The organism is Aquisalimonas sp. 2447 (assembly GCF_012044895.1).
In the GTDB taxonomy this organism is placed as follows: domain Bacteria; phylum Pseudomonadota; class Gammaproteobacteria; order Nitrococcales; family Aquisalimonadaceae; genus Aquisalimonas.
In genome coordinates this window covers 2,371,410-2,398,255 of the sequence record NZ_CP050695.1, presented here as the reverse complement: position 1 = coordinate 2,398,255, position 26,846 = coordinate 2,371,410, and the positions used below count along the sequence as shown (strand labels likewise).

Here is a 26,846-nt window from a genome sequence, read left to right as displayed (position 1 = left end):
CATGGCTTTTTTCCTGGATGACGTCGAAATCCCCATCGGCCGCTATGTCGAGGACGTGGTCGACTGGATTCGGAACAACCTGGAACCGGCGCTGGATGGCTTTGCCAATATCGTCGGTTTCTTCACCAACAACTTCGAGGATTTCCTCCTCTGGGTGCCGGCGGAGGTGTTCATCATCGCCATCGTGTTGCTGAGTTTCTGGCGCGTGAGCTGGAAGTTCGGCGTATTCGCCGCGGTGGCATTGCTGCTGGTGGGGGTGATGGATCTCTGGGCGCCCACCATGTCGACGCTGGCGCTGGTGCTTGCGGCGAGCGTGGTGGCGCTGATCATCGGCCTGCCCATCGGCGTGGCCATGTCCCGTAACGACCTGGTGGCGCAGATCGTCAGGCCGGTGCTGGATTTCATGCAGACCATGCCTCCCTTCGTCTACCTGATCCCGGCGGTGATCTTCTTCGGCCTGGGCAAGGTGCCCGGCACCATCGCCACGGTGGTGTTCGCCATGCCGCCGGCGGTGCGCCTCACCAACCTGGGCATCCGCCAGGTCAGCCAGGAGAACGTGGAGGCCGGCCGCGCCTTCGGCTGCACGGACCGGCAGTTGCTGTACAAGGTGCAGTTGCCGCTGGCGCTGCCGAACATCATGGCCGGTATCAACCAGACCATCATGCTGTCGCTGTCCATGGTGGTGATTGCCTCCATGATCGGCGCCGGGGGGCTTGGCAACGTGGTGCTCACGGGCATCCAGCGTCTCAACGTCGGTCTGGGTTTCGAGGGCGGCCTGGGTGTCGTGATCCTGGCGATCCTGCTGGACCGCATCACGCAGAGTTTCGCGCCCACCTACGGCTCCGGCGCCCAGCGCCGCTCGCCGCTGGAGTTCCTCAAGCGCTGGGCGGGCAAACCCCAACAGCAGGCGTGAGTTGGTTATACTCTCTGGAGAACCCTGGGCAGAACGTCCTGTCCGGGGCCTTGACACCGGCCGGCGGGCTGCGGAAAGCCCTGCTTTCTACAGCCCGCTTCACCTGGCCGGCCTTTACGGCCGGTGAGGCGGTGTGTGAAAGTTGAACAGATCCTGTTCAACGTGATCGAGGGCAAACGAGGAGTACAAGCATGTTAAAAACCACGAGTCGCGCTCTGACCACCATGGTGCTCGGGGCGGCCGTCGCAGGTACCTCCGCATCGGCTGATGAAGTCACCATCGGCTGGACCGCCTGGTCGGATGCCGAGTTCATCACCAAGCTGGCCGAGAAAGTACTGGTCGATCACGGCGGCTACGAGGTCGAGCTGGTGCAGACTGACATCGCGCCGCAGTACCAGGGCATCGCCAGCGGTGACATCGATGCCATGCTGATGTCCTGGCAGCCCGGCACCCACGGTGACTACTTGGACGGCATCGCAGGCGACTATGTCGACCTGGGGCCGCTGTACATGGGCGCTCGCCTGGGCTGGGTGGTGCCGGACTACATCCCGGAAGACGAGCTGAGCTCCATTTCCGATCTCACCAACGACGAGGTGCGGGACCGGCTGGACGGCGAGATCACCGGTATCGATCCGGGTGCTGGCCTGTCCAACCTGTCCGAGCAGGCCATGGAGGATTACGGCCTGGATGGCTACGAGCTGCAGTTCTCCAGCGGTGCCGGCATGACCGCGGCGCTTGACCGCGCCATCGGCCGTGACGAGTGGATCGTCGTCACTGGTTGGAGCCCGCACTGGAAGTTCGGCGCCTACGACCTGCGCTATCTCGAGGATCCGGAAGGCAGCCTGGGCGGTGCCGAGCGTGTGCATGCGCTGGCGCGTAACGGCCTGCACGAGGACCATCCCGAGGTTACCGGCGTTCTGGCCCGTATCTTCATCGACATCGAACTCCTTGAGGACTACATGGCCTATGCCGAGGAGAACTCCTACGATGAGGCCGTGAGCAAGTTCATCGACGAGAACGGTGCGCACGTGGACTACTGGCTGAGCGGCGAGCTCTGATCGGCTGACCACGCGTCATGGAAAAAGGCCCGATTCGCCCGGCGGATCGGGCCTTTTGTTGGCGCACCGGACCGTATGGCACACCGTACGGGGCCGCACGGGAGCGTGCGGGGGCGTACGGGGTCGTAGGGCCGTAGGGCGGACCTTCAGGTCCGCCGTTCACGCTTCGATAAGCCGCCTTGGCTTGCATGTCGGGAGACGGCGGACCTGAAGGTCCGCCCTACGGAAGCGACGGAAGCGACGGAGGGGAGGGTGCATCTTGATGCACCCTGCGCGTTCGCGTCACCCGTGTCCGGGGAACCGCGGTTGCGCGCAAATGGTCTGAGTGCGGGAATGGAGCCGGGGTACAATGGGGCTCCGTAACCGCTACGGCTGAAACGCGGCGGAATGAAAACAGCGAAGAGGGCAAGGGTGATGAGGGCAGGGATGAAATTGCGGCATGTGCGCTGGTCGGGTCTCCTCCTGGCACTGCTGTTTCTGCTGGCGGGCTGCGCCACCCAGGTGGACCGCGTCGGCCCGGACGAAACCGAAGATCTGACGGGGCGCTGGAACGAGCGTGACTCCCGCCTGGTGTCCGAGGAGATGGTCGAGGACCTGATGCGGCGTGCCTGGCTGGAGCGCCACCATGCCACACGCGACAGCAATCCCGCGGTCATCGTCGGCGAGATCCGCAATCTCAGCGACGAGCACATCAACACCAACACCTTCATTCGTGACATCGAGCGGGAACTGATCAATTCCGGCCGCGTGACCTTTGTCGCCGACAGCGGCGAGCGCCAGGCCATCCGTGGGGAGCGCGCGGATCAGGAAGAACACGCGCGGCCCGATACCCGCAGCCCGGCGGGGCAGGAGCTGGGTGCGGACTACATGCTCACCGGCACCATCAATACCATCAAGGATGTGGAAGGGCGTACCGAAGTGGCCTACTACCAGGTCAACCTCGCGCTCACCAGCCTGGCGGACAACACCCGCGTCTGGGTCGGACAGAAGGAAATCCGCAAGGTGATCCGGCGCGGGCTGTTCCGTTCCTGACGGAGGCCGTCATGGTCCCGGCGTCTGCCATCGGGGCCGCAGCGCGCACGCTGCTGGCACTGGCGGTGCTGGTGCTTGCCGGCTGCGCCTCCACTCAGCATTACGATCGCATCGATGAGCGTCTGCGCGCCGGTGATGCGGCCGGGGCGCTGGAGGCCGCCAGTGCCCTGGATACCTCCCGGAACCAGGCGCTGTACCTGATGAATCGCGGCATGCTGCTGCGCGTGGACGGGCAGTTGGAGGCCAGTGTCGATGCCTTCGAGGAGGCCAAGGGTGTTCTCGGTGCGCTGGAGCCCATCAGCATCAGCGAGAGCGTCGCCGAGTGGACGTTCGCCGAAACCACCGGGGCCTACCAGGCCAGCGTGCACGAACGGGTGCTGCTCCATTTGATGCAGATGCTCAACTTCCTGGAACTCGGCCGCACTGATGCCGCGCGGGTGGAAGCCTTGCAGGTGGATCTCGGTCTGCGCCGGGTGGACCCGATCGACGGTGCCGCCCCCCACGGCGGCGATGCCTTCGCCCGCTACCTCAGTGGCATCGTGTTCGAGGCCAGCGGCGATCGCAGTGATGCCCTGATTGCATACCGCCGTGCCGCACAGCGGTACGAGGCCCTGGGCAGGCCCGTGCCCCGGGATCTGCAGGTGAGCCTGGTGCGCATGCTGGATGCCCTGGATCTGCCGGATGAGCGGGACCGTTGGGCCGAGCGCTTCGGCATGGCCTCGTGGCAGCCGCGCCCGGAGGGCCACGGGCAGCTGCTGGTGGTCGTTCACAGTGGTCTCGCGCCGCGGCTGCGGGAGCGAACGGTGGCCACCCAGGATCCCCGTTCCGGCCAGCTCTACCGCGTTTCCCTGCCAACGCTCCAGCGACGGGGGGATCCAGTGCGCGCCGTGTCCCTGAGCACTGATGAACAGCGTGTCGACGGTGAGCGGGTGGAGGTGGTGTCCGATCTGGTGGATGACTGGCTGGCTGCCCGCATGCCCCTGTTGACCGCACGCGCCATCAGCCGGAACGTGGCGCGCCACCAGGTGGCCGGTCAGGCCCGCGACGAGAGCCAGGCCCTGGGCGCCCTGGTGAATATCCTGGGTTTCCTGTTCGAGCAGGCCGATACCCGCCTCTGGCGCACACTCCCCGACAGCTTCTGGATGGTCCGTGTTGATCTGCCCCCGGGGGAATACGCCCCGGAGCTGATCACCCGCGGTGCCGGTGGTGAACGCCGTCAGGGGCTGGAGGAACCGGTGGTGATCCGGCCCGGTGGCATGACCGTTCGCACTGTGTACCGGCACTGACCACCCCGTCCCGCACCGGTGTCACCGGTTCATCAGCTCCGTTTCCAGTTGCTCACGGAAATCCAGCAGTTTCCGGGTGTTGGCGGCGAAATCACCCCGGCCGAGGCGCGAGCTCGCGTGGAAGTAGACGGTGCTCAAGTCGGGTTCCGCGTCCCGGATCTGGATGTACACGTCGCCCTCGAACCGCAACAGGGCCGTGTAGGTCACCGCCTGGATGGAGAGGTTGTCCGGATCACTGTGCACCACCTCCCAGCGCAGCCGCTCGACGGCCATGCGGGCGGCGTCCCAGGTCTCCTGCGGTGTGGCGGCGTACACGCGGTTGCGGAGTTCCGGCCGGGCAGCGTGCTGGCGGGTCTCCACCGTGTTCGTGCTCAGGTACGTGGCCACGCGAACCAACGGTCCGGGACTGTCCAGCATCGGTGGCCAGTTCTTGACGATGGTCCCGGTGACCAGGATCACGCCGAGCACGATCACCGCCAGCAGGGCCTTGAGCAGCGTGTTCAGAGCATCCATGCATCGCTCCCATACGTGTTGAAGCCCGCAGGCCGAAGATTACCAGGGTATGGCCATGCGATCCTGGTAGAAACCGCCGCTGGGGCCGTTGTCATCCAAGGTTGCCAGCCACGTGATGCCGCGCACTGCCTCTACCGGCGGGCGTGGCGCGTTCTCGCCGCCCATGCGGGTTCGTACCCAGCCCGGGCTCACAGAGTTCACGAGAATGTTCTCGCCGCGCACCTCGGCGGCGAGGATCCGCGTCAATGCGTTCAGGGCCGTCTTCGACAGCCGGTAGGCCGCGAAGGCGCCCCGCATCTCCGCGAGCTGCGCCAGGCCGGAAGAGACGTTGACGATACGCCCGAAGCCGTTGCGCCGCATGAGCGGAACGGCCAGTTGGGACAGGCGCAGCGGCCCGTACAGGTTGGTTTCCATGCTCTGACGCACCTGCTCCAGCTCGGCATCGAACACGCTGGCCTGCTGCGGTTGCGCAGGATCGCCGTCGGGCATCACACCGGCGTTATTGATCAGCACGTCCAGGCGTCCGTGGCGGTCCTCCAGATGCTGGAAAAGCTGCAGACGGCTGTCCTCCCGGTCAACGTCCAGCGGATGGTAGAGGACATCGAGGCCTTCGGTCTGCAGCTTGTCCGTGGCCGCCTTGCCCTTGATGCCGTCCCGGCTTGTGAGCACCACGCGAAGCCCGAGCTTGCCGAGCTGTCGCGCCGTCTCGAAGCCGATGCCACGGTTGGCGCCGGTAATCAGGGCGATGGAGCGGCTGTCAGTCATGGTGTCGCACCTTCTCAGCGATCCGGCAGGGCCCGGTCACGCAGGTAGTATTCCTCGCTCACACGCAGGCTGTCGTCAAGCTCGAACACCAGCGGCTGGCCGGTGGGGATCTCGACACTGGTGATCTCCTCGTCGCTGATGCCCTGTAGGTGCTTGATCAGCGCCCGCAGGCTGTTGCCGTGGGCGGCGATGAGCACCGTGTCGTGCTGCTTCAGCGCCGGTGCAATGTCCGCTTCCCAGTAGGGCAGAACCCGTTGCAGGGTGGTCTCCAGCGATTCCGTGCCCGGGAGCTGATCCGCGGGTAGCCCGGCGTAACGGGGATCGAACCGCGGGTGGCGCTCGTCGTCCGCTTCCAGGGCCGGGGGCGGGGTTGCATAGCTGCGCCGCCACACATGGACCTGGTCATCGCCGTACTTCTCGGCGGTTTCGGCCTTGTTCAGCCCGGTCAGTGCGCCGTAGTGGCGTTCGTTGAGACGCCAGTCCTTGATCACCGGAATCCACATGGCGTCCAGTTCGTCCAGGGCGATCCAGAGGGTGCGAATGGCGCGTTTGAGCACCGAGGTGTAGGCGATATCGAAACGGAAGCCGTGGGCGCGCAGCAGTTCGCCCGCCGCGCGGGCTTCATCGCGCCCCTGATCCGTCAGATCGACGTCGTACCAGCCGGTGAACCGGTTCTCCAGATTCCAGATGCTCTGTCCGTGGCGCAGCATGACCAGGCGTTTCATGAAGATCTCCCTTGATTCCGAAAACAGGCGCGAAGTCTACCAAATCAGTCGCCGGACGCAGTGCCGCGGGCTGCGAACAGGCCAGTGAAGCGGGAGCAGACCTGGCAGTCGGCCACCAGATCCATACGCAGCTCCAGGCGCGCCGCGCCGTTGGTCTCCCGGGCCTCCTGCAGGCGCGCCCGTTGCTCGTCGTCCAGGGTTGCCGTCGCTTCCAGGTCACCCGGGGCAGGGCGGAGATAGCGGATGTCCGCGTGGGCCAGCACCAGCTCGGCGGACCAGTCGTTATCGTCTGCCCAGGCGCGCAACAGCCCCCAGCCGGCCAGGCTGGCCAGGGCGTGCTGACTGCCGGCAAACATGGTGCCCGCGTGGTTGTGGTTGGCCGCCAGCGGGGCTCTCAGGGTCAGACTGCGCCCGTCCAGCGCCTGCACGGTGAGGCCCATGGCCGCGCTCAGTGGAATCTGGCGGTGCAGCAGGTCCTGCAGCTCTCTGGCCGTCGTCATGCAAGCGGTCCCCGTAGATTGACGAGTTGATTGACGATACGTCCTGGCAGACGATTACGTTACCATGCTGGCTTTGCGCACAGGCTGAAAAGGGGGGGATGTGGCCGCCGAGATCGAACGCAAGTTTCTGCTCACGGATGCCAGCTGGCGGCAGGAGGTGGAGAAGACCCAGGTCATCCGTCAGGGCTACTTCGGTGGCACGGAAAAGGCGTCCCTGCGGGTGCGCCTCAGCGACGATCACGCCTGGCTCAATATCAAGAGCGCCACGCTGGGCATTTCCCGGCAGGAGTACGAGTACCCCATTCCCGCAGCCGATGCCCGCGAGATGCTGGATAACCTCTGCGAGACCCCGTTGATCGAGAAGACGCGTCATTATCTTCATCACGGCGGGCACCTCTGGGAGATCGACGAGTTCTTCGGCGACAATGCCGGGCTGGTGGTGGCGGAACTTGAACTCCAGTCGGTGGACGAGGCGTTCCAGCGGCCGGCATGGCTGGGTGAGGAAGTCTCGGACGATCCCCGCTATTACAATGTCTGCCTGGTAAAGCATCCCTACCGGGAGTGGCAGTGAGCGCGCCGTCGATGCCCTGGATTCGCGTCCTGCTGGACCGCCAGCAAGTGCAACTGCTTGCGGATGGGGAAGTGCGCGTGTATCCCGCGTCCACCGCCGCCAACGGGCCCGGCGAGCAGGACGGTTCCTTCTGCACCCCGCGGGGCTGGCATGTTATCCGGGCCCGCATCGGCGCTGGCGCTCCTGAGGGTGCAGTGTTCCGTGGCCGGCGCTGGACCGGGGAGATCTGCACGCCGGAACGCATGGCGGCCGAGCCAGGTCGCGACTGGATTCTCACCCGCATCCTCTGGCTGTGTGGTCGGGAGCCGGGGCGGAACCGGTTCGGACCGGTGGATACCATGCGCCGCTACATCTATTTTCACGGTTGCCCGGAATCCGTCACCCTCGGGCAGCCCGGTTCGCGAGGCTGTATTCGCATGCGTAACAGCGACGTGCTGGAGCTGTTCCACAAGGTGCCGACGGGCGCGCCGGTGTGGCTGGGAGACTCGGCCATGGCGCCCCGGGCGCCGGACAGCGGGCTCTACCCGGACTGGAGGACATCATGACGCCGGGCGGTTTGATGATCGGCCTCCAGGGCCCGGAATTGACCGCGGACGAACGGGAGCTGCTGCAGCACCCGCGGGTCGCCGGCGCCATCCTGTTCCAGCGCAATATCGGTGAGTGGGAGCAGCTTCGGGCCCTGGTGGGGGACATTCGGTCGCTGAGCACGCCGGGCCTGGTGGCGGTGGATCAGGAAGGCGGGCGGGTGCAGCGCATCGGTGCGCCGTGCACGCGACTGCCGCCGGTGCGACGGCTGGGCGAGTGGCATGACCGGGACCCCGCAGCCGCCGAGGCCGGTGCCGGGCAGCTCGGCTGGCTGATGTCCGCGGAACTGCGTACCGCCGGCATCGATCTCAGCTTTGCCCCGGTGCTGGATCTGGACCGGGGCATCAGCGCCGTTATCGGTGACCGGGCGTTCCATGGTGACCCGGATGCAGTGGCCGCCCTGGGCGGGGCCTGGTCCCGCGGCATGCGCGCCGCCGGCATGGCGAGCTGCGGCAAGCACTTCCCCGGCCACGGTGCCGTCACCGCCGATTCCCACACCGACCTGCCGGTGGACCATCGTCCGGAACTGGAACTGCGCGGTGCGGACATGGCGGTGTTCGAGCGACTCATCGACGAGGACGCCCTGACCGCGATCATGACCGCCCACGTGGTATACCCGCACGTGGACAACCAGCCCGCCACGTTCTCGCCCACCTGGATTCACCGCACCCTGCGGGAGGAGATGAATTTCCGGGGCGTGGTGGTCGGGGATGATCTCGGCATGGAGGCCGCAGCCAGTGTGGGTGATCTGGTGGCACGGGCGGAATCCGCGGTGCACGCCGGCTGTGATCTGGTCATGCTGTGCAATGAACTCGACGGCATCGGCAAGGTGCTGGACGCGCTCGGCGCGGAGGTCCCGGACGTCACCGCGGAGCGGCTGCAGCGGCTGCGGGGCGGAACGCCGGCGGCGCCGGACCTGGCGGCATTGCAGGAGCACCCCGACTGGCGACGCGCCCGTGAACTCGCGGAGTCGTTTGACTGACCTGGCAATACCGCCTGAAAGGTTGGTCACGGCACTCCGCGGCAGCTTGCGTGTCTGATTCAACAGGCACGTCCCGTGCGAGCGGAGCGTTTCCGCGACCATCGTTAACCCCGGAGCAGAAAGCCCTCATGGAGCAGCCCGTCAGTGAAACGCCCTACGCGGACCTCGGGCCGTCGGTGGTCCTGGATGCCGTGGAATCCCTGGGGCTGGACTGCGACGGACGCCTGCTGCAACTGAACAGCTACGAGAACCGGGTCTACCAGATCGGGCTCGAGGATCAGACCCCGGTGATCGGCAAGTTCTACCGGCCGGGTCGCTGGAGCGACGCCGCCATCCTTGAGGAGCATGCCTTCACGGTGGAACTGCAGGAGCGGGACATCCCGGTGGTGGCGCCGCTCGCCTTCAACGGCGAGACTCTGCACCACTACCGGGGCCATCGTTTCACGCTGTTCCCGCGCCAGGGCGGGCGTCTGCCGGACCTGGACAGCCCGGAGGCGCGCCTGTGGTTGGGACGCTACCTGGGCCGCCTGCATCTGGTCGGCGGCATGAGCACGTTCGCGGAGCGGCCGACGTTGACCCCCGAGACCTTCGGCCGGGTGGCCCTGCGCTATGTGCTGGACAACGGTCTGGTGCCGCCGGCGCTGGAGCAAGTCTATGCCGGTGTCGCCGAGGATGTCCTGGCCCGGGTGGAGGCGTGTTTCCAGCGGGCCGGCAATGTGGCCACCATCCGCCTGCACGGGGACTGTCACCCCGGCAACATTCTCTGGACCGATGACGGTCCGCACTTTGTTGATCTGGACGATGCCCTGAACGGCCCCGCGGTTCAGGACCTCTGGATGCTGCTCTCCGGAGACCGGGGCGAGATGACCCGGCAGCTGGACGAGCTCCTGGAGGGCTACGAGGATTTCTCCGACTTCGACCCACGCCAGTTGCACCTGGTGGAAGCCCTGCGGACGCTGCGCATGATGCGGTTCTCCTACTGGCTGGCGCTACGCTGGAATGATCCCGCGTTTCCTCCGGCGTTTCCGTGGTTCGGCGGGGAACGCTACTGGGAGGAACAGATCCTTGCCCTGCGCGAGCAGGCGGCACTCCTCGATGAACCGCCACTGCAGCTCTAGGCGGGGTCGTACCGATGCCGCTGCCGATGTTCCGCTGTCGTCACCCCTTCCGCGCCGCACTGGTCGCGGTCTGCGGACTGCTGCTATTGCTGTGCAGCGCGTCCGCCGCGGCCAGTGTCACCATCGAGATCCGGGGGGTGGAAGGGGATCTGGCCGACAACATCCGCAATCACGTGGGCGAGCCGCCGAGCAGTGATCCACTGGTGGTGCGCCGCTTCGCCGGGCGGGTCAATCAGCGCGCCACCGAGGCATTGCAGGCGCTGGGTCACTACGAGCCGGAGATCCGCGTGGAGCGCCGCCGGGAGGATGATCGGCACACCATCATCATCCATGTGGAGCCGGGGCCGGCGATCCGGATCACCCGGGTGGATGTCCAGTTCCGCGGCGAGGCGGCGGATGACAGCGCGTTCCAGTCGTTGCGCGATCGCATTCCCTTGCGCGAAGGCGATCGGCTCCACCACGGGCGCTACGAATCCTCCAAGCGCGCCATCCGCAACCTGGCCCTGACCCGCGGGTATTTTGACGGTGCCTTCGAGACCACCCGCATCAACGTCAGCTTGCGCAACCAGGAGGCGGAGATCGTCCTCCACTACAACTCCGGTGACCGGTACAGCTTCGGTGACGTGGACTACACCGACGAGACCCTGTCGGCGGACCTGCGGCGACGACTGGTGCCCTTCGAACCGGATGATCCGTACCACTCCGACGGCATCGCCGCGCTGAACAGGAACCTGCTCAACAGCGACTACTTCCGGGACGTGCGTGTGCGAACGCACCAGGACCGGGCCGGCGACGAGCGTCGCGTGCCGGTGGAGGCTGATGTCCGCATGAACCGCCCCAATCGCGTGGGCGTCGGCGTGGGCTACGCCACCGACGTTGGCCCGCGTGTGCGCCTGAACTGGCGCAAGCCGTGGGTCAACGCCGACGGGCACAGCCTGTCTTCCGAGGCCGAGGTCTCGGAGGTGCGACAGTCCCTGAGCAGCACCTACACCATTCCGCTGACGCCGCCGCTGGACCACCGGCTGCAGTTCCAGGGGGGCTGGCAGCGCGAGGACATCGAAGATACAGAGACGGAAAAGCTGACTGCGGCGATCCAGCGGCAGCGGGTGCTCACCCGCGGCTGGACGCAGACCCTGTTCCTGCGCTGGGAGCGGGAGAAATTCACTCAGGCCGGGGACCGCGGCGAGAGTACCCTGACCCTCCCGGGCATGAGTCTGACACGGACCCGCAGTCGCGGCGGCATGGACCCCACCTGGGGGGATCGCCAGTTCGCCTCCGTGGAGGCCACCCACGAGGAACTCGGCTCCAGCATCCAGCTGTCTCGCTTCCGGCTTGGCACCAAGTGGCTGCGCACGTACGGCCGCCACCGGGTCGTCGCACGGGCGGATGGCGGGGCCGTGATCTCCGAGAGCTTCGATCGCACGCCGCCGTCGCTGCGTTTCTTCACCGGCGGTGACCAGAGCGTGCGTGGCTTCCGCTATCAGTCCCTGGCGCCGCGCAACGAGGATGGTGACCTGATTGGTGGCCGTTACCTGCTGGTGGGCAGTGTCGAGTACGGCTACCGGATTTTCGAGCGCTGGACGCTGGCCACCTTCTATGATGTGGGTAACGCCTTCAGCGATCTGGACGAGGATTTCCGCGAAGGCGCCGGGGTGGGCGTGCGCTGGTCGTCGCCGGTGGGGCCGATCCGGCTGGACCTGGCCTGGGGTGTTAGTGAGCCGGATACCCCGTTCCGCATCCACTTCTCCATGGGGCCGGAGATATGACCGTGCTCTGGCGCTGGCTGGCACGATTGGGGCGTGGTTTGCGGGTGCTGGTGAACAGCCTCTCGCGGCTGTTCTACGTCGTCCTGATCACCCTTGCGGCGGTGGTGCTGTGGCTGGTGTTCACCACCAGTGGCGCCCAGTGGCTGGCCGAGCGAGCCATGGCGGAGGAACAGCGCCTGCAGCTGGAGATCACCGGCGGCAGCCTGTGGAACGGCCTGGACGTCCGCGCGGTACAGTGGCGGGACGAGGGTGTCGCCGTCACCGTGGAAGAGGCGGAATTGCGCTGGAACCATCTGTGCCTGCTCCGGGCGCGGGTGTGCGTGAACGCAGCCCTGGTGCGCGGCGTTGACGCCCGGGTGGACACCGACGCCATGCCCGTCGCCGAGGATGACGGTGAGCCGGCGGCGGACGGCGGGGATCCCTTCCCGCTGCCGGTGGACATCGCGTTTCCGCAGGTCCGGGCGCAGCAGGTGGACGTCACCGTGGACGGACACCGCGCACGCTGGAGCGATCTGCGGCTCGGCGGCACGCTGGAGGGGCGAACCCTGACCCTGAGCCGGTTCAACTGGGAATCCATCCTGGTGGAACTGCCGGAAGGCGATGACGCCGAGGCGGTGGTGACAGAGGACCCCGACGCCGGTCCCGGTTTTCTGGAAACCGGCTGGGAGGGCCTGGAACTGCCCGAGGTTGAGCTGCCGCTGAACATCGTCGTCGACGACCTCCGGCTGCACGATCTGCGGGTGGTCCAGGGGCCGGACAATGAACTCCTGGCCCTGGACCGCTTCAGTGTCGCCGGCGAGTTGCGTGACAGTCGTGCCCGCCTGCGGCAATTGGAGGTGGTGCATGCACAGGGTCGGCTGAGGGCGGACGGCAGCCTGACCATGCGCGATGACTGGCCCGTGGACCTGGAGCTCCAGGTGGAGGCCCGGGATCTGCCGGAGGTCGGCGATCTGACGCTGGACGCCTCGCTGTGGAACAGCATCGGCGATCTGGAGTTCCGGTTGCAGGCCGGCGGCCTGGCGAACCTGGCGCTGGAGGGGACCGTGGCGCCGGGGCGCGAGCACATGCCCATGAACGTCCAGGCACAGTGGGACACCCTGGGCTGGCCCCTGGATACCCGGGATCTGGTGGCTGCCCGCGACGGCCGGCTCAGCCTCCAGGGCGATCTCACCGACTACCGCCTGGAGCTGGGCGCCACCGTGGATGGCGCCGACATCCCCGAGGGGCGCTGGCAGGTGGATGCCGCCGGGGATCTCCAGGGCGCGCAGCTGGAGCGTCTGCGCGGTGAACTCCTGGACGGTTGGCTGGAGGTGACCGGCACCGCCGCCTGGCACCCGGATGTGGAATGGGACGCCAGCGTGGAACTGCAGGGGCTGGCTGCGAGCAGGATCGTGGAACAGGCGCCGGAGTCGGTCAGCGGCGCGCTGCGGACCCGCGGCCGGCTGGCCGAGGACGACCTGGCGCTGGATGTGGAGATCGACCGGATTCAGGCCGCCGTTGAAGGTTACGAACTGGTGCTCTCGGGGGCCGTGCACAAGCCAGTGGGTGGTGACTGGAACCTGCAGGATATCCAGCTGCGCACCGGCGAAAGCCTGGTGAGCCTGGCCGGCCGGGTGGGGACGGAGACCCTGGATGTGGAAGGGTCCCTGGACGTTGCCGACCTCGGCGCATTTCTGCCCGATGCCGCCGGCAGCGTCCACGGCGATTTCGCCGCCAGCGGGGCGCTGACCGCGCCGGACATCACCGCCGCCATCGAGGCCGGACAGATCCGGTACGGCGATCTGGTCAGCGTGGACAGCGTGGATCTGGATGCGGCGGTGGCCGGGCTGGGCGAGCAGGCCAGCCGGCTGCGGCTGGCCGTGCGTGGGGTGGAGCTGGAGGCAGAGACCGTTGACAGCGTTGATGTCCTGTTGGAGGGGGATCGCAGCGACCACCGCTTGAGCCTGGATGTGGACGCCAGGCGCGCCGCCGCATCCGTGACGGTGGCTGGTGCCCTGAGTGAGGCGCTGGACTGGGATGGTGCCCTGGAGCGGGCGGAACTCAGCGCCGCGGATCAGCGCTGGCAACTGGATGCGTCAACGCCGGTGCGCTTCGACATGGCGGCGCAGCAGGCCCGGATCGACCCGCACTGCTGGCGGTATGACGGCGCGAGCCTGTGCGCCGGGGAACCGATCCTGGCCGGTGCCAGCGGCGAGGCGTCCGTGGCCCTGGAAGGCTTCGACCTGGCCCTGCTGGCCCCCTGGCTGCCCCAGGCGGTGGAGCTGGACGGGCGCATCGGTGCCGAGGTGGATGCCCGCTGGGGCGAGACCCCGCTGCCCGTCGTTGCGCTGGCTGCCCGCATTGATGACGGTCAGATCCGCGTGATCGATCCCGAGAGTGACATGGACGACGACCAGGTGGATCTGGTGCTCGATTACGAGCGCCTTGGCCTGCGGTTGGACCTGGACGAAGACCGCCTGCGCACGGCCATTTCCCTGCGCTCGGACGATCTCGGGACGGTGGATCTCAGTGCCAACGCCGCGGTGGTCGGCGGTGATCAGCCGTTCGGGCCGCTGGACGGCGAAGTGGATATCCGCGCCATCGAACTCGGCGTGATCGAGCCGTTTTTCCCCGAACTGCGGACCCTACGGGGCACCATCAGCGCGCAGGGTCAGCTGGCCGGCGAGGTCATGGATCCCCGTTATCACGGCACGGTCTCGCTCACCGACGGCCGAGTGGAGCCTGTGGCCATCGGCATGGAACTGCGGGACATTGGCCTGGAGCTGGGAGTCGACGGTGACAACGCGACGCTCACCGGCGGTTTCAGTAGTGGTGACGGGACCGCAACCATCACCGGTGAAGCGGACTGGGCGGACGAGCTCAGCGCGGCGGTGAATCTGTCCGGGTCGGCATTGCAGGTGGTGTATGACCCCCTTGCGGACCTGCGGGTGAACCCGGATATCGATGTCACCTTCACCGACAATACCCTGAGTCTGGGCGGGGAGCTGCGCGTGCCGCGCGGCGAAATCACGCTGGTCCAGCTGCCGGAATCCGCAGTCCGGGTCTCCGGCGATGTGGTGATCATTGACGACCAGCCCGAGGCACCGGGGCCCGCAGACGACCAGGACCTGGAGGAGGCCGAGGAGGCACTGGCGGGAGCCCCGGAAGGGCTGAACCTGGAAACCGACATACAGATCGTGCTCGGCAATCGCGTCAACCTCTCCGGATTCGGTATCACCGGGCGCCTGACCGGGGATCTGCGCCTGCAGCAAAGCGGCAGCGACGAGCCCCAGGGCTTCGGCGAGATCCGCATCATGGACGGCGAGTACCGCGCCTACGGCCAGCGCCTGCGAATCCGTGAAGGGCAGTTGCTGTTCTCGGGGCCGCTGGACCGGCCGCAGCTCTACGTCGAGGCGGTGCGCCGCATCGAGCGCGATGACGTCACCGCCGGGCTACGACTGGAGGGCAACCCGGAAGAGCCCCGCGTGAGCCTGTTCTCTGAACCGGCCATGGGTGAAGAGGACGTGCTCTCCTATATCATCCTTGGTAGGCCGGCGGGGCAGGGCGGCGGCGACGACAACATGCTGGGCCGTGCCGCCCTGGCGCTGGGCATGGCCGGAGGCAGCGGCTACGCCACCGCCCTGGCCGAGGAAATCGGTATCCAGGATTTCACCATCGACACCGAGGGGGATGGCGATGACACCCAGGTGGTGGTGGGCGGGTACATCAACCCCAATCTGTATCTGGGCTATGGTGTTGGCGTGTTCACACCAGTGAATACCCTGACCCTGCGCTACCGCTTGGCCACCAACCTGTACCTGGAGGCGGTGACCAGCCTGGAGAGCGCCATTGATCTGCTCTACCGCTTCGAGTTCGGGTCGCGAGGATGACGGGAGACCAGCACAACGCCAAGCTGCGCATTGGCGACAGCGCCATCCCCGTGCGGGTGCGGCAGACGCGGCGCCGCACCCTGGGTCTGTATGTCTTCCCGGACGGCCGGGTGGAGATCCGGGTGCCCCACGGCACCAGCCGTGAACAGGCGCTGGCGTTCGCCGCCGAGCGGCGCGCGTGGCTGCGGGATACGCTGCAGGCATTGCCGGAAGCGCCGGCGGCCCCGGCGTACGAGGACGGCGCGGTCCACCCCTACCTGGGCGAGGCGCTGACCCTGCGGATCTATCCCCGGGGGCGGCGCCACTGTCGCCGCGAGGGGAGCGCGCTGCTCATGGGGTTGCCCCGCCCCGGGGAGCCGGCGGCGGTGGAGCGGGCCCTGCGGGAGTGGTACCGGCAGCGCGCGCGAGGCCTGTTCGAGGAGCGCCTGGCGCACTGGTATCCGGCTCTGGGCCTACCCGTGGCGCAGATGCCGTCCCTGCGTATCCGCGCCATGCGCAGCCGCTGGGGCAGCTGCTCCAGCCGCGGCGGGGTCAATCTCAACCTGTGGCTGATCCGCGCACCGCTGGCCTGCATCGACTACGTGGTCGTCCACGAACTCTGCCATCTGCTGGAGTTCAACCACGGCCCCCGCTTCCACGCCCACATGGACCGCATCCTCCCGGACTGGCGAACCCGCCGCCAGCAGCTCCGCCACCACCAGCAGCAATGGGGATGACATCCTCGGTCAGAGGGGCGCGTAGGGTGCATCTTGATGCACCGCGACAACGCCGGATGAGCCGCCTTCGTGGTCCGGCCTTGGAAGGTGCATCAAGATGCACCCTACGAACCCGGCACCGCCGCGGCATACGCCCGCGTAGGGTGTATCTTGATGCACCGCGACACCGCCGGATCGCGCCGCCTCGGTTGGCCGGCCTCGGGAAGGTGCATCAAGGTGCACCCCTGCAGGGGTTGTCCGAGAGAGCCCGTGGGAGCGACGTGAGTCGCGAAATTGCAGAGCAGACGCCTTCGGTCGTCGCGACTGACGTCGCTCCCACAGCGCCTACGCGTTCGCCGCCGCCCGACTCGCCCGCTTGCGCTCGTGCTCCTTGAGCAGCTTCTTGCGCACGCGGATGGCCTTGGGCGTCACCTCCACCAGCTCGTCGTCGTCGATGAACTCCAGCGCCTGTTCCAGCGTCAGCCGCAGGGGCGGGGTCAGGTCCAGGTTCTCGTCGTTGCCGGCGGAGCGCACGTTGGTGAGCTGCTTGGCCTTCATGGGGTTGACCACCAGGTCGTTGTCCCGGGCGTGGATGCCGATGACCATGCCCTCGTAGACCTCGTCACCGTGGCCCACGAACAGTTTGCCGCGGTTCTGCAGGGTGAACAGGGCATAGGCCACGGCCTTGCCGGCGGCGTTGGCGATCATCACGCCGTTGGGGCGCTGGCCCAGCTGCCGGCCCCGATACGGGCCGTAGTGGTCGAACACGTGATACATCAGGCCATCCCCGGAGGTGGCCGTGAGGAACTCGGTGCGGAAGCCGATCAGGCCGCGCGCCGGCATGGTGTAGTCCATGCGCACCCGGCCCCTGCCGTCCGGGGTCATGTTGGTCATTTCCCCGCCGCGCTCGCCGAGTTTTTCCATGACCGCGCCCTGGCAGTCCTCGGGCACGTCCACGGTGAGCTGTTCATAAGGCTCCTGGCGCACGCCGTCCACTTCGCGGACGATCACTTCCGGCCGGGAGACGCCCAGCTCGTAGCCCTCGCGGCGCATGTTCTCGATGAGCACGCCCAGGTGCAGCTCGCCGCGGCCGGAGACGCGGAACTTCTCCGGGTCGTCAGTGGGGTCCACCCGCAACGCCACGTTGTGCAGCAGCTCCCGGTCCAGGCGTTCGCGGATCTGGCGCGAGGTGATGTACTTGCCCTCGCGGCCGGCGAAGGGCGAACTGTTGACCACGAAGGTCATGCTCACGGTGGGTTCGTCCACGGTGAGCGCCGGCAGCGCCTCGACGTTGGCGGGATCGCAAAGCGTATCCGAGATGTGCAGATCATCCACGCCGGTGAAGGCGATGATGTCCCCGGCACTGGCCTCGGGCACTTCGGTGCGCTGCAGGCCGAGATAGCTCAGTACCTGCAGCACCCGGGCATTGCGCTTCTTGCCGTGGCGGTCGATGACGGTGACCTGGGTGTTGGTGCGCAGCTTGCCGCGCTTGATGCGGCCGATGCCCACCACGCCCACGTAGGCGTTGTAGTCCAGCGACGAGACCTGCAGCTGCAGCGGGCCTTCGGGGTCCACGTCCGGCGCCTTGACGCCATCGGCAATGGCCTTGAACAGCGGCTGCATGTCGCCGTCGCGGCGCTCGGAATCCTCGCTGGCGTAGCCGTTGAGGGCCGAGGCGTAGATCACCGGGAAATCCAGCTGTTCGTCGCTGGCGCCCAGCCGGTCGAACAGGTCGAAGGTCTGGTCCAGCACCCAGTCCGGGCGCGCACCCGGGCGGTCGATCTTGTTGATCACCACAATCGGGTTCAGGCCCTGTTCCAGCGCCTTCTGGGTGACGAAGCGCGTCTGCGGCATGGGGCCGTCCACGGCGTCCACCAGCAGCAGCACCGAATCCACCATGGACATCACCCGCTCCACCTCGCCGCCGAAGTCGGCGTGGCCGGGGGTGTCGACGATATTGATGCGGTAGTCCTGCCAGCGGATGGCGGTGTTCTTGGACAGGATGGTGATCCCGCGCTCTTTTTCCAGGTCGTTGGAGTCCATCATGCGCTCGGTGGGCGCGGCGCGGCTGTCCAGGGTCCCGGACTGCTGCAGCAGCTTGTCCACGAGGGTGGTCTTGCCGTGGTCCACGTGGGCGATGATGGCGATGTTACGAAGATTGTCGATCACGTCTGGTCGTCCGTCAGGTCGGCGAATCGGAACAGCCGCCGGACACCTGCGGCAGGAGGTGAGAACGTTCGGGGACGGGCGCGGGGCCCGGAAGACACGAAGCAATCCTTCCTGCCGGGGGTGCCCCCGGCTACGGTGCGCGCATTATCCGCGTGATGTCCCTCAGACTCAAGCGGAATCGCTGAACCACGCCTGCCTGCCGCTGCGCGTCCTCGCGGCCCTCTGCCACCCGACCGTAGGAGCGACGTCAGTCGCGATGTTGCAGAGCATGCGGCTTCGGCATCGCGACTGACGTCGCTCCTACGATGTCATGGCCCCGCCCCACGGCTGTGGCACACTCGGCGGACACTCCCACAGCGAGGCGATTGCATGCCACAACTGATACTGGTGCGTCACGGCATTGCCGAGGATCCGGCGCCGGGCCAGGCGGATGCCGACCGGGCGCTTACCCGGCGTGGGCGCGACCGGGTAAGCGCAGTAGCCGGGACGCTGGCGACCCTGCTGGGGCCGGTGGACCGGCTGGTGAGCAGCAGACTGCTGCGGGCGCGGCAGACCGCCGACCTGCTGGCCGAGGCGTTGTCGCCGTCGGAGCGCGCCGAGTTTCCGGGCCTGGCGCCGCAAGGCGCTCCCCGGGAAGTCTACACATGGCTCAACGGCGAACCGGCGGTGGAGACCACCATGCTGGTGGGCCATGAACCGCAGATGAATCTGCTCCTGGGGCTGGCACTGACCGGGGAGACGGTGGGTCTGGCGCGTTTCCGCAAGGCCGGCGTGGCTGTGGTGGAGTTCCCCGGTATCCCGGAGCCAGGTGCCGGCCGCCTTGAAGCCTTCCTGCCACCGGCCGTGTCGGCGGGGTGAGCGCGCAGATGAGCGGAGCGCAGAGCGACACCACGGCAACCGTGGCCGCGGTGGATCTCGGCTCCAACAGCTTCCACATGGTGGTGGCGCGGCGCCACCACGGTGATCTGCAGATCCTGGATCGCCTGAAACTCATGGTGCGCCTGGGCGAAGGGCTGGATGACACGGGTGCGCTCGGTGACGCGGTACGCAGCCGCGCTCTGCAGGCCTTGGAGCGCTTCGGCCAGCGCCTGCAGGGGCTGCCGTCCAGCCATGTCCGGGTGGTCGGCACCAACACCCTGCGGGAGATGCGTGATGCCGACGCCTTCATGGCGGCGGCCGAGGCGGCCCTCGGGCATTCGGTGGAAGTGGTTTCCGGCATGGAGGAGGCGCGCCTGATCTACCTCGGTGTGGCGCGGAGTCTCGGCGAGGAGGGTGGACGGCGACTGGTGGTGGATATCGGCGGGGGCAGTACCGAGGTGGTCATCGGCGAGGGGGTGCGGCCGCTGCGCATGGAGAGCCTGGAGGTGGGCTGCGTCAACCTGACTCGCCGCTGCTTTGCCGATGGTCGCCTTGGGGCGAAGGCGATGGAAAAAGCGGCGCTGGAGGCGGAGCGCGTGCTGGAGCCCGTGGTGGCCCGGTTCCGGGCGCCGGCCTTTGCCCATGCGGTGGGTGGCTCGGGGACCGTGAAGGCCGTGCATCGTGTGCTGACCGCCGGCGGCCAGGCCGAGGAGTGCATCCGGCGGGATGCCCTGATGGATCTCAGTCAGCGGATCGCTGCCGCCCGGACCATGGACAGACTCGACCTTCCGGGGCTTGAGGATGATCGGCGGCCCGTGTTCCCTGCTGGCGTGGCGATCCTCACGGGGCTGTTCCGGGCGCTGGGCATCGAGAGCATGCAGGTCTCCGACGGCGCACTGCGGGAAGGCGTGCTCCACGACCTGGTCGGGCGCATGGACTACCACGACGTCCGTGACCAGACCGTCGCCGCCCTGGCCAGCAGATACCATGTGGACGCGGGGCATGCCGCCCGGGTGGAGCGCACCGCGCTGTCGCTGCTGGGCCAGGTAACGGACGACTGGGGCCTGGACCATGAGGCGCGGAACTGGCTGGCCTGGGCGGCGCGGTTGCACGAGATCGGCCTGGACGTTGCCCATAGCGGTTATCACCGCCACGGCGAGTACATCGCCCGCCACGGCGATCTGGGCGGTTTCTCGGCCCAGGATCAGGCGGTGCTGGCGGCGCTGATCCGGTGCCACCGCCGCAAGATCGCCCGCTCGGCGTTATCGGCCGTCCCGCACGGGCGGCAGCAGAGAACGTGGCGCCTGATCCCGCTGCTGCGCCTGGCGGTGGTCCTGCACCGCAGCCGCCTGGACGAAGAGGCCCCGCCCGTGCGCCTGGAGGCCGAAGACGCCACCCTGACCCTGACCTTCCCCCCTGTGTGGCTGGACCGCCACCCGCTCACCCTGGCGGACCTGGAACTGGAACGGCAGACCCTGACCCGCGCGGGCTACACCCTCATCGTCAATGAAGATCAATGAAGCCGACACCCCGGACGCGTAGGGTGCATCTTGATGCACCTTCAACGGCTTCGAGAAAGGTTCTCATGGTGCATCAAGATGCACCCTACGAATCCAACACCTACCCGGACGTACCGTCCGACTCCAGCGGCGCCCCCTCAAGGAACAACGCCCCCTGACACTGATGCACCCCGACCGCCCAAGCCGCATCCCGCTGCTCCGGCGTCTCCACACCTTCCGCCACCAGGGTCATGTCCATGTCCTGGCAAAGGCCGCGGAAGTGCGTGATAACCGTCTCTGCCCGACGGCGCTCGGAGGTGTTGGTGCCGGTCAGCAGGCTCAGCCACTCGGGGGCGAGCTTGGCCGTGTCCACGCCCAGCCGGGCGAGCTCGATCATGGGCACGGCGCGGGCGCCGAAGTCGTACATGGCAAGGCGCAGGCCGGGCAGTCGCGACTTCAGGGCGGTAATCCCCTGCATGAGTTGCGGGTCGTGATGCAGGAACGCGCGGGTCACATCCACTTCCACTTGCCGCGGACCGATGCCGAAGGTGTCCATGTACTGCTCCAGCCGCTCCGGGAACGTCTCGTCCTTGAGCGTGATCTCGGCCAGGCGCACGGAGAGCACCGCGTTGGCATTGCGGCTCAGTACCGTGGGCAGGGTTGCCGCCATCTTCTCCACGATCAGGCGTTCCATGACATGGAGCTGCCCCGTCTCCTCGGCCAGCTCCAGCAACTGGGCGCGGTCGATGTAGCCCTGCACCGGGTGATGCCAGACCGAGATGTACTCCATGGCCACCAGCCGGTCTTGCCGGTCGACCCGCGGGTCGAGCTCGGTGGCCAGCTGCGAGCGGACCTCGGGTTGGTAGAGTTCCTGCTGCAGCTGGAACCGCGTTGCGATGGGCCGGTCCATGTCCGGCCCGTGAAACCGGTAAGTGTTCCGCCCGGACGCCTTGGCGTCGTACATGGCGGCATCGGCGGCGCTCAGCAGCGCATCCGCTGAATCACCGTCCACGCCGGAGAGGGCGATGCCGATGCTGGGCCGCACCGTGACCGCCTGGCCGCCGAGGCGGGCCGGGTTGCTCAGGGCGGCCATCAGTTTCTCCACCAGCCGCTCCGCGCCGGCCCGGTCCACCTCCGGGGCGACCACCACGAACTCGTCGCCACCCAGCCGGGCCACGGTGTCCTCGTCCCGGGTGCAGTCCAGCAGCCGACTGGCGACGTCGTTCAGTAGCTCGTCCCCGGCATCGTGCCCCAGGCTGTCGTTGACCATCTTGAAGTTGTCCAGGTCCAGCATGAACACGGCCAGCTGGGATCGTCCCCGCCGCGCTCCCGCCAGCGCCCGGGTGGTGCGCTCCCTGAGCAGTCGCCGGTTCGCCAGGCCGGTGAGGATGTCGTGGTTGGCCTGGTAGTGCATGCGCTCCAGCAACGAGCCCGTCTCCAGGATGGTAGACGCCAAAGCCACCACATCGGCCAGAAGTTCGGTCTCATCGTCGCCGAACGGCTCCGGCTGGTCGCGCAGGATCGCCATGGCCCCCCGCTGGCTGCCGTCCGGGTGGCGCAGGGGGAACCAGATCATGGCCTGCCAGCCGGCGCGGGCCGCAAGTTCCCCGCCCGCGTAAGTGCTGCTGCGCTGCAGGTCCGGCGTGGCGGTGAGCCAGTCGCGCTGGCGCATAACCTCCACGGGGCTGCCCGGCAGTTGCAGCAGCGCCTGGAACAGCTCGCGCTGCTCTGCCGTCAACGCCGGCGCGGAAAGCAGTTGCAGACCCTCGCCGTTCAACTCCGCGATGGCCGCCACGGCGTTGGAGCTGTAGCGGGGCAACGTGCCCAGGAGTTCCGAGAGCACGTCGGCCACCGAGTAGCTGCGCGCCAGCCGCTCCAGCAGTCGCGAGCGCTCGTTGCGCAGCCGCGTGCGCAGGTGGTCCTGGGTCACATCCGTGAGGCTGGAGAACACCAGTGGTTCTCCGTCTGCCCCGGTCACCCGCTCTCCGGAGATGTGCATGTAGCGAAAATGGCCACGGCGGTGCATCAACTTCCACACACCGGAGCGCGGCTTGCCGTCGCGGATCACCGCCTCATGCTGCTCCCGGACGGTGCCCCGGAGCTCTTCGGGCACCATCCGGACGACCTGGGTGCCCACCAGTTCCTCCGGGGAGTAGCCCAGAATGTGGCTGCTGAAACCGCTGATGCGCCGGATACGGCCCTCGGCATCAGCAAGGCTGTAGCCGCTGTGGCTGGTCCTGGAGAAGGCGTCCAGGATCTGCTCCTGCTCCGCCTGGTGTTGGCGCTGGTGGCGGGCATCCTGGAGGGCGAGGTAGTTGTCCAGATACGCCGCGGCGAGGCGGGCCAGGTGGTCAAGAACGTGCTGACCGATTTCGTTAAGGCCGTCCCGAGGCGTTCGGTCGAGGACGCAGAGGGTGCCGAAGGGCAGGCCCTCCGGGCTGCGCAGCGGCGCACCGGCGTAGAACCGCAGACCGTCCTGCTGCTGCACCAGGGGCAGATCCCGGAAACGGGGGTCGTTGCGCGCATCCGGCACAATCACCAGGTCGTCGTCGGTGACGGTTCGCGCGCAGAAGCTTTCCTCGTGGGGGAGGTCGTGGTCCTGCAGGCTGACGCAGGCACGCACACGCATGGCCTCCACGTCAGCCAGCGTGATGGTGGCGAATTCGGTACCGGCCAGTCGCGAGGCGAGGCCAGTGATATCTCTCATGAGCGCCATCGTGCGCTCATCCAGTTCACCCAGCCGGCGTACGATGGTGTGACGTTGCTGCGTGCTGGATTCGGGCCGATCCGTCACGAACGCTCTCCCGGCGGCTGTTCTTGTTATGGCCGCTCGTTATATGCGTGACTGTGCGTGTGCGTGAATATGCTTCTCCAGTGCCGCATTAGAACAGAACAGGATGATTCATGCCCGGACCTGAGTCACGAAACCGAACATCCGGTTACGGACCACTGATTCGTTACATTCTGATCCAGGTTCCCGGCATTCTGGTCCTCGGTGCGGGCCTTTACATGCTGCTGGGCTGGGGGTGGATTTCCCGGAGCACTGCCGCCTGGGTCATGGTCATCTGGGTCGCCAAGGACGCCGCGCTTTACCCCCTCTACCGCCCCGCGCTCCAGTCCGGCATCCGCGGCCAGCCCGTGCCCACCCTGGAAGGCGCCCGCGGCCGCGCCCACTCCGACATCACCGACCGCGGCCTGGTCCTGGTCAACGGCGAATTCTGGCGCGCCCGCAGCGCCGCAGACCCCATCCGCAACGGCACCCCCATCCGCGTCCAGTCCACCCAAGGCCGCATCCTCACCGTCACCCCGGATCCCGGCACCCGCGAATGAATCGCGCGGCCGGCATCTCGACCACCCGCGTAGGGCGGACGTTCACGTCCGCCGATCCGGCCTTCGATGAGCCACCTCGGCTTGCATGTCGATTGACGGCGGACGTGAACGTCCGCCCTACGAGCCCGGTCACGACCATGCCCCACCGTAGGAGCGGCGCAGGCCGCGACCTCTCCAACCCCGGTTTTGTGAGCCCCGTCACAAAAAACCGCCCGCAACCCCTAAAGTCCCCCCAACCCCTGCCGTTAACCCGCCCGAGAGACAACATCTCGCGGTTACAAACCGATGAACCGGTGCAGCAGCACCGCAGGACAAACGCAGGAGAAACAACATGTCTCAGGTAATCAACACCAACATTGCGTCGCTTAACGCGCAGCGCAATCTGAACGAGTCCCAGGGCGGCCTGCAGACCTCCCTGGAGCGCCTGTCCTCCGGGCTGCGCATCAACAGCGCCGGTGACGACGCCGCCGGCCTGGCCATCTCCGAGCGTTTCAGCGCCCAGATCAGTGGCCTGGAACAGGCGCAGCGCAACTCCAACGACGGTATCTCGTTTGCCCAGACCGCCGAGGGCGGCCTGGACGAGATCGGCAACCTGCTCCAGCGGGTGCGCGAACTCTCGGTGCAGGCGGCCAACGACACCAACTCCAACTCCGACCGGCAGGCGCTGGATCAGGAGGTGCAGCAGGCGATCGAAGAGGTGAACCGGATCGCCGCCTCTACGCAGTTCAACGACCAGAATGTCCTGGACGGCAATCTCGAAGAGCTCATTTTCCAGGTGGGCGCGAATGCCGGGCAGACCATCGGTGTGGACGGTGCGGACTCCCGGGGTAGCCAGCTCGGAGCCGTGCTGACCCAGACCGGTGCCGGCGACGCCGTGAGCCTGGGTGAAACCGAGGTGGACCGCGTTGCTGGAGGAGAAGCGTCGCTGGATTTCAGTGACGTCGCCTTTGACGAGGGCGACCTGACCGGTAGCGTGGAGATCGACGGTCGGACGATCGATATCGAAATTGCGCAGGCGGATCTCGATGGTGAGGATTCGGAAACGCAAATGGGCCTTATCGCCGATGCGATCCGCGATGGAATCGCTGATGACAGTGTTCTGGATGCCGACGATTTCGAAGTAACTTCTAACCCCTCTCTCAACACCGTTTCGGTCACGAACCTGACAACGGACTCCGTCGATTTCGGGGCCGACCTTCGCACCGGTGATGGTGAAGAAGTCAACTTCAATAACGAGGACGTCGATGGAGCTGAGGCGGAGACAGGCACAGTTGATGTTTCCGCTGGCGGGATCAATACGAATGATGGGGATTTCGATCAGGGAGGAGCTGAGAATCCAGTAACCGTCGAAAGCTTTGAAGTCACCCTCGGTGGCGTGACAGTGGATCTTGCCGATGCAGCCGGTATTGACGGACAACAGTTCGATGATTCCAATGACCTGGCTGGCGCTTTGCAGGCAGCAATTCGTGATGCCTCGGAGCTCCAGGATATCGACGGAATCGAGAATTTCGGGGTAGACGGAGATACTGGCACTAGTGATAATATCACCTTTGAAAATACAACCCTCGAGGAATTCTCTCTCGATTCGCTTCAGCTCGATCAGGATGGCACGACGGGCGACGACTTTAATCTGACGCTGGATGCTGCGGCCGCACAGGAAACTGAACTCGATCTTGCCGCTGAGAACGCGGACTTCGATATCTCGACCGGAGCCACGGGAACAATCACCATCGATGGTGTTGGTGAGTTCGAGTTCTCCGTCGAAGAAGGCAGCAGCATTACCGACTTGGCAGCTGCCATCGAGGCCACCGTGCAGGAGGAAGCCGGCAATGAGCAGATCAGCGTTTCAGGCTCCGGAGATGAACTGACCATTACGAACGCCGGTCTGGAGCAGTTCGACTTCGATTTGGACATTGAGGATGGGCAGAACCAGGTCACTGCCGAGACGGATCTGAGCAGCGCCGAGATCGAGACCCTGAACGACCGCTTTGCCGCGGGCGAGACGGTGACCTTCGAGGCGGATGTCAACGGCACAGCGGTTGCCATCGAGGACGCCAGTTCCCTGAACGACGTGATCGGCCAGATCAACGCCGAATCGGCCGAGACGGGCGTCCAGGCGAATCTGACGGCGGATGGTAACGACATTGTCTTCTCCGGTGAGCGCGGGCAGGACTTCTCGGTGTCCCTGGCCGCGGATGTCGACGGTGAGCAGGTGGTCGATGTCGAACTGAATGCCGATGCCGAGGCGGACGGGCGCTCGCTCAACGACCTGGGCGTGATCAGCCGCGACGCGGCCAACGAGACCCTGGTGGCCGTGGACTTCGCCATTGACCAGGTGAACGGGTTGCGGGCGGATCTTGGTGCGACCCAGAACCGCTTCGAGTCCACCATCGCCAACCTGAGTGTCGGGTCGGAGAACCTGTCGGCCGCCCGCTCCCGCATCGTGGATGCCGATTTCGCCTCCGAGACGGCGGATCTGACCCGTGCGCAGATCCTCCAGCAGGCCGGTACCTCGGTGCTGGCCCAGGCCAACCAGATTCCCCAGAACGTGGTGAGCCTGCTGCAGTAAAGCCCTTCGGGGTGAATGGGCGGTACCCGGGATGACCGGGTAC

21 protein-coding genes are annotated in these 26,846 nt (G+C 66.8%); 15 read left to right on the top strand and 6 right to left on the bottom strand.

Annotated elements, in window-relative coordinates; translation table 11 throughout:
* The first annotated feature begins 1 nt into the window (after position 1).
* The 4 genes from KU884_RS11255 (at position 2) to KU884_RS11240 (ending at position 4,289) form a co-directional block, all read left to right on the top strand.
* Positions 2–913, top strand: a complete 912-nt coding sequence (locus KU884_RS11255; RefSeq protein WP_167782732.1) for a proline/glycine betaine ABC transporter permease — start codon at positions 2–4, stop codon at positions 911–913.
* A 191-nt stretch (positions 914–1,104) separates the two neighbouring features.
* Complete coding sequence (locus KU884_RS11250) at positions 1,105–1,971, top strand: glycine betaine ABC transporter substrate-binding protein (RefSeq protein WP_167782731.1); 867 nt, start codon at positions 1,105–1,107, stop codon at positions 1,969–1,971.
* A 426-nt stretch (positions 1,972–2,397) separates the two neighbouring features.
* Positions 2,398–3,003: a penicillin-binding protein activator LpoB gene (locus KU884_RS11245; RefSeq protein ID WP_167782730.1), complete on the top strand. Its 606-nt coding sequence runs from the start codon at positions 2,398–2,400 to the stop codon at positions 3,001–3,003.
* A gap of 11 nt (positions 3,004–3,014) precedes the next feature.
* Positions 3,015–4,289 carry a COG3014 family protein gene (locus tag KU884_RS11240; protein WP_167782729.1) on the top strand — a complete coding sequence of 425 codons (1,275 nt, stop codon included), beginning with the start codon at positions 3,015–3,017 and terminating at the stop codon, positions 4,287–4,289.
* A 21-nt stretch (positions 4,290–4,310) separates the two neighbouring features.
* Here the strand turns inward: KU884_RS11240 and KU884_RS11235 are convergent, their stop codons facing one another.
* From KU884_RS11235 to KU884_RS11220, 4 genes are read right to left on the bottom strand one after another with little or no spacing between them, the layout of a single operon-like run.
* Positions 4,311–4,802, bottom strand: coding sequence for a DUF1499 domain-containing protein (locus KU884_RS11235; RefSeq protein ID WP_167782728.1), 492 nt, complete (start codon positions 4,800–4,802; stop codon positions 4,311–4,313).
* A gap of 39 nt (positions 4,803–4,841) precedes the next feature.
* The gene (locus KU884_RS11230; RefSeq protein ID WP_167782727.1) at positions 4,842–5,567 is read right to left on the bottom strand and encodes an SDR family oxidoreductase; all 726 of its coding nucleotides are present in this window, start codon (positions 5,565–5,567) and stop codon (positions 4,842–4,844) included.
* Positions 5,568–5,581: 14 nt separating this feature from the next.
* Positions 5,582–6,283, bottom strand: coding sequence for a 2,3-diphosphoglycerate-dependent phosphoglycerate mutase (gpmA, locus tag KU884_RS11225; protein ID WP_217351493.1), 702 nt, complete (start codon positions 6,281–6,283; stop codon positions 5,582–5,584).
* Between the two features lie 53 nt (positions 6,284–6,336).
* Positions 6,337–6,792, bottom strand: a complete 456-nt coding sequence (locus KU884_RS11220) for a YiiD C-terminal domain-containing protein (protein WP_167782725.1) — start codon at positions 6,790–6,792, stop codon at positions 6,337–6,339.
* 100 nt (positions 6,793–6,892) lie between these two features.
* Between KU884_RS11220 and KU884_RS11215 the strand changes: the two genes are divergently transcribed.
* From KU884_RS11215 to KU884_RS11185, 7 genes are all read left to right on the top strand, one after another.
* Entirely contained in the window at positions 6,893–7,363 is a 471-nt protein-coding gene (locus KU884_RS11215) for a CYTH domain-containing protein (RefSeq protein ID WP_167782724.1), read from the top strand.
* Between the two features lie 11 nt (positions 7,364–7,374).
* Entirely contained in the window at positions 7,375–7,908 is a 534-nt protein-coding gene (locus KU884_RS11210; RefSeq protein ID WP_167784226.1) for a L,D-transpeptidase, read from the top strand.
* Positions 7,905–8,930, top strand: coding sequence for a beta-N-acetylhexosaminidase (gene nagZ / locus KU884_RS11205; protein WP_167782723.1), 1,026 nt, complete (start codon positions 7,905–7,907; stop codon positions 8,928–8,930). Before KU884_RS11210 ends, nagZ begins: the two co-directional genes overlap by 4 nt.
* Before the next feature lie 128 nt (positions 8,931–9,058).
* On the top strand, positions 9,059–10,048 hold the full coding sequence (locus KU884_RS11200; protein ID WP_167782722.1) for a serine/threonine protein kinase: 990 nt from the start codon (positions 9,059–9,061) through the stop codon (positions 10,046–10,048).
* Positions 10,049–10,062: 14 nt separating this feature from the next.
* On the top strand, positions 10,063–11,814 hold the full coding sequence (locus KU884_RS11195) for an autotransporter assembly complex family protein (protein ID WP_167782721.1): 1,752 nt from the start codon (positions 10,063–10,065) through the stop codon (positions 11,812–11,814).
* Positions 11,815–11,816: 2 nt separating this feature from the next.
* Positions 11,817–15,683 carry a translocation/assembly module TamB domain-containing protein gene (locus KU884_RS11190; RefSeq protein WP_167782720.1) on the top strand — a complete coding sequence of 1,289 codons (3,867 nt, stop codon included), beginning with the start codon at positions 11,817–11,819 and terminating at the stop codon, positions 15,681–15,683.
* Positions 15,680–16,399 (top strand): M48 family metallopeptidase, encoded by a 720-nt coding sequence (locus KU884_RS11185; RefSeq protein ID WP_167782719.1) that lies wholly within the window; start codon positions 15,680–15,682, stop codon positions 16,397–16,399. The genes KU884_RS11190 and KU884_RS11185 overlap by 4 nt, the downstream gene beginning before the upstream one ends.
* Positions 16,400–16,723: 324 nt before the next feature.
* Here the strand turns inward: KU884_RS11185 and typA are convergent, their stop codons facing one another.
* Positions 16,724–18,547, bottom strand: a complete 1,824-nt coding sequence (typA, locus tag KU884_RS11180; RefSeq protein ID WP_167782718.1) for a translational GTPase TypA — start codon at positions 18,545–18,547, stop codon at positions 16,724–16,726.
* A 369-nt stretch (positions 18,548–18,916) separates the two neighbouring features.
* On the opposite strand from typA, the gene KU884_RS11175 reads away from it, so the two are divergent.
* On the top strand, positions 18,917–19,405 hold the full coding sequence (locus tag KU884_RS11175; RefSeq protein ID WP_167782717.1) for a histidine phosphatase family protein: 489 nt from the start codon (positions 18,917–18,919) through the stop codon (positions 19,403–19,405).
* A gap of 8 nt (positions 19,406–19,413) precedes the next feature.
* The gene (locus tag KU884_RS11170; RefSeq protein ID WP_167782716.1) at positions 19,414–20,925 is read left to right on the top strand and encodes a Ppx/GppA phosphatase family protein; all 1,512 of its coding nucleotides are present in this window, start codon (positions 19,414–19,416) and stop codon (positions 20,923–20,925) included.
* A 100-nt stretch (positions 20,926–21,025) separates the two neighbouring features.
* On the opposite strand, the gene KU884_RS11165 is transcribed toward KU884_RS11170, so the two are convergent.
* Complete coding sequence (locus tag KU884_RS11165) at positions 21,026–23,698, bottom strand: diguanylate cyclase domain-containing protein (RefSeq protein ID WP_167782715.1); 2,673 nt, start codon at positions 23,696–23,698, stop codon at positions 21,026–21,028.
* Positions 23,699–23,808: 110 nt separating this feature from the next.
* Here KU884_RS11165 and KU884_RS11160 point away from each other — a divergent pair, with 110 nt between their 5' ends.
* A complete protein-coding gene (locus KU884_RS11160) occupies positions 23,809–24,234 on the top strand; it encodes an NfeD family protein (protein ID WP_167782714.1) in 426 nt (141 codons plus the stop codon).
* Between the two features lie 331 nt (positions 24,235–24,565).
* A complete protein-coding gene (locus KU884_RS19115) occupies positions 24,566–26,803 on the top strand; it encodes a flagellin (RefSeq protein ID WP_167782713.1) in 2,238 nt (745 codons plus the stop codon).
* The last annotated feature ends 43 nt before the right edge of the window (positions 26,804–26,846 follow it).

Coding starts and splice junctions, on each gene's coding strand:
- KU884_RS11255 (WP_167782732.1), top strand. CDS start 2: ATGGCTTTTTTCCTGGATGACGTCGAAATCCCCATCGGCCGCTATGTC.
- KU884_RS11250 (WP_167782731.1), top strand. CDS start 1,105: ATGTTAAAAACCACGAGTCGCGCTCTGACCACCATGGTGCTCGGGGCG.
- KU884_RS11245 (WP_167782730.1), top strand. CDS start 2,398: ATGAAATTGCGGCATGTGCGCTGGTCGGGTCTCCTCCTGGCACTGCTG.
- KU884_RS11240 (WP_167782729.1), top strand. CDS start 3,015: ATGGTCCCGGCGTCTGCCATCGGGGCCGCAGCGCGCACGCTGCTGGCA.
- KU884_RS11235 (WP_167782728.1), bottom strand. CDS start 4,802: ATGGATGCTCTGAACACGCTGCTCAAGGCCCTGCTGGCGGTGATCGTG.
- KU884_RS11230 (WP_167782727.1), bottom strand. CDS start 5,567: ATGACTGACAGCCGCTCCATCGCCCTGATTACCGGCGCCAACCGTGGC.
- KU884_RS11220 (WP_167782725.1), bottom strand. CDS start 6,792: ATGACGACGGCCAGAGAGCTGCAGGACCTGCTGCACCGCCAGATTCCA.
- KU884_RS11210 (WP_167784226.1), top strand. CDS start 7,375: ATGCCCTGGATTCGCGTCCTGCTGGACCGCCAGCAAGTGCAACTGCTT.
- nagZ (WP_167782723.1), top strand. CDS start 7,905: ATGACGCCGGGCGGTTTGATGATCGGCCTCCAGGGCCCGGAATTGACC.
- KU884_RS11200 (WP_167782722.1), top strand. CDS start 9,059: ATGGAGCAGCCCGTCAGTGAAACGCCCTACGCGGACCTCGGGCCGTCG.
- KU884_RS11195 (WP_167782721.1), top strand. CDS start 10,063: ATGCCGCTGCCGATGTTCCGCTGTCGTCACCCCTTCCGCGCCGCACTG.
- KU884_RS11185 (WP_167782719.1), top strand. CDS start 15,680: ATGACGGGAGACCAGCACAACGCCAAGCTGCGCATTGGCGACAGCGCC.
- KU884_RS11175 (WP_167782717.1), top strand. CDS start 18,917: ATGCCACAACTGATACTGGTGCGTCACGGCATTGCCGAGGATCCGGCG.
- KU884_RS11170 (WP_167782716.1), top strand. CDS start 19,414: ATGAGCGGAGCGCAGAGCGACACCACGGCAACCGTGGCCGCGGTGGAT.
- KU884_RS11160 (WP_167782714.1), top strand. CDS start 23,809: ATGCCCGGACCTGAGTCACGAAACCGAACATCCGGTTACGGACCACTG.
- KU884_RS19115 (WP_167782713.1), top strand. CDS start 24,566: ATGTCTCAGGTAATCAACACCAACATTGCGTCGCTTAACGCGCAGCGC.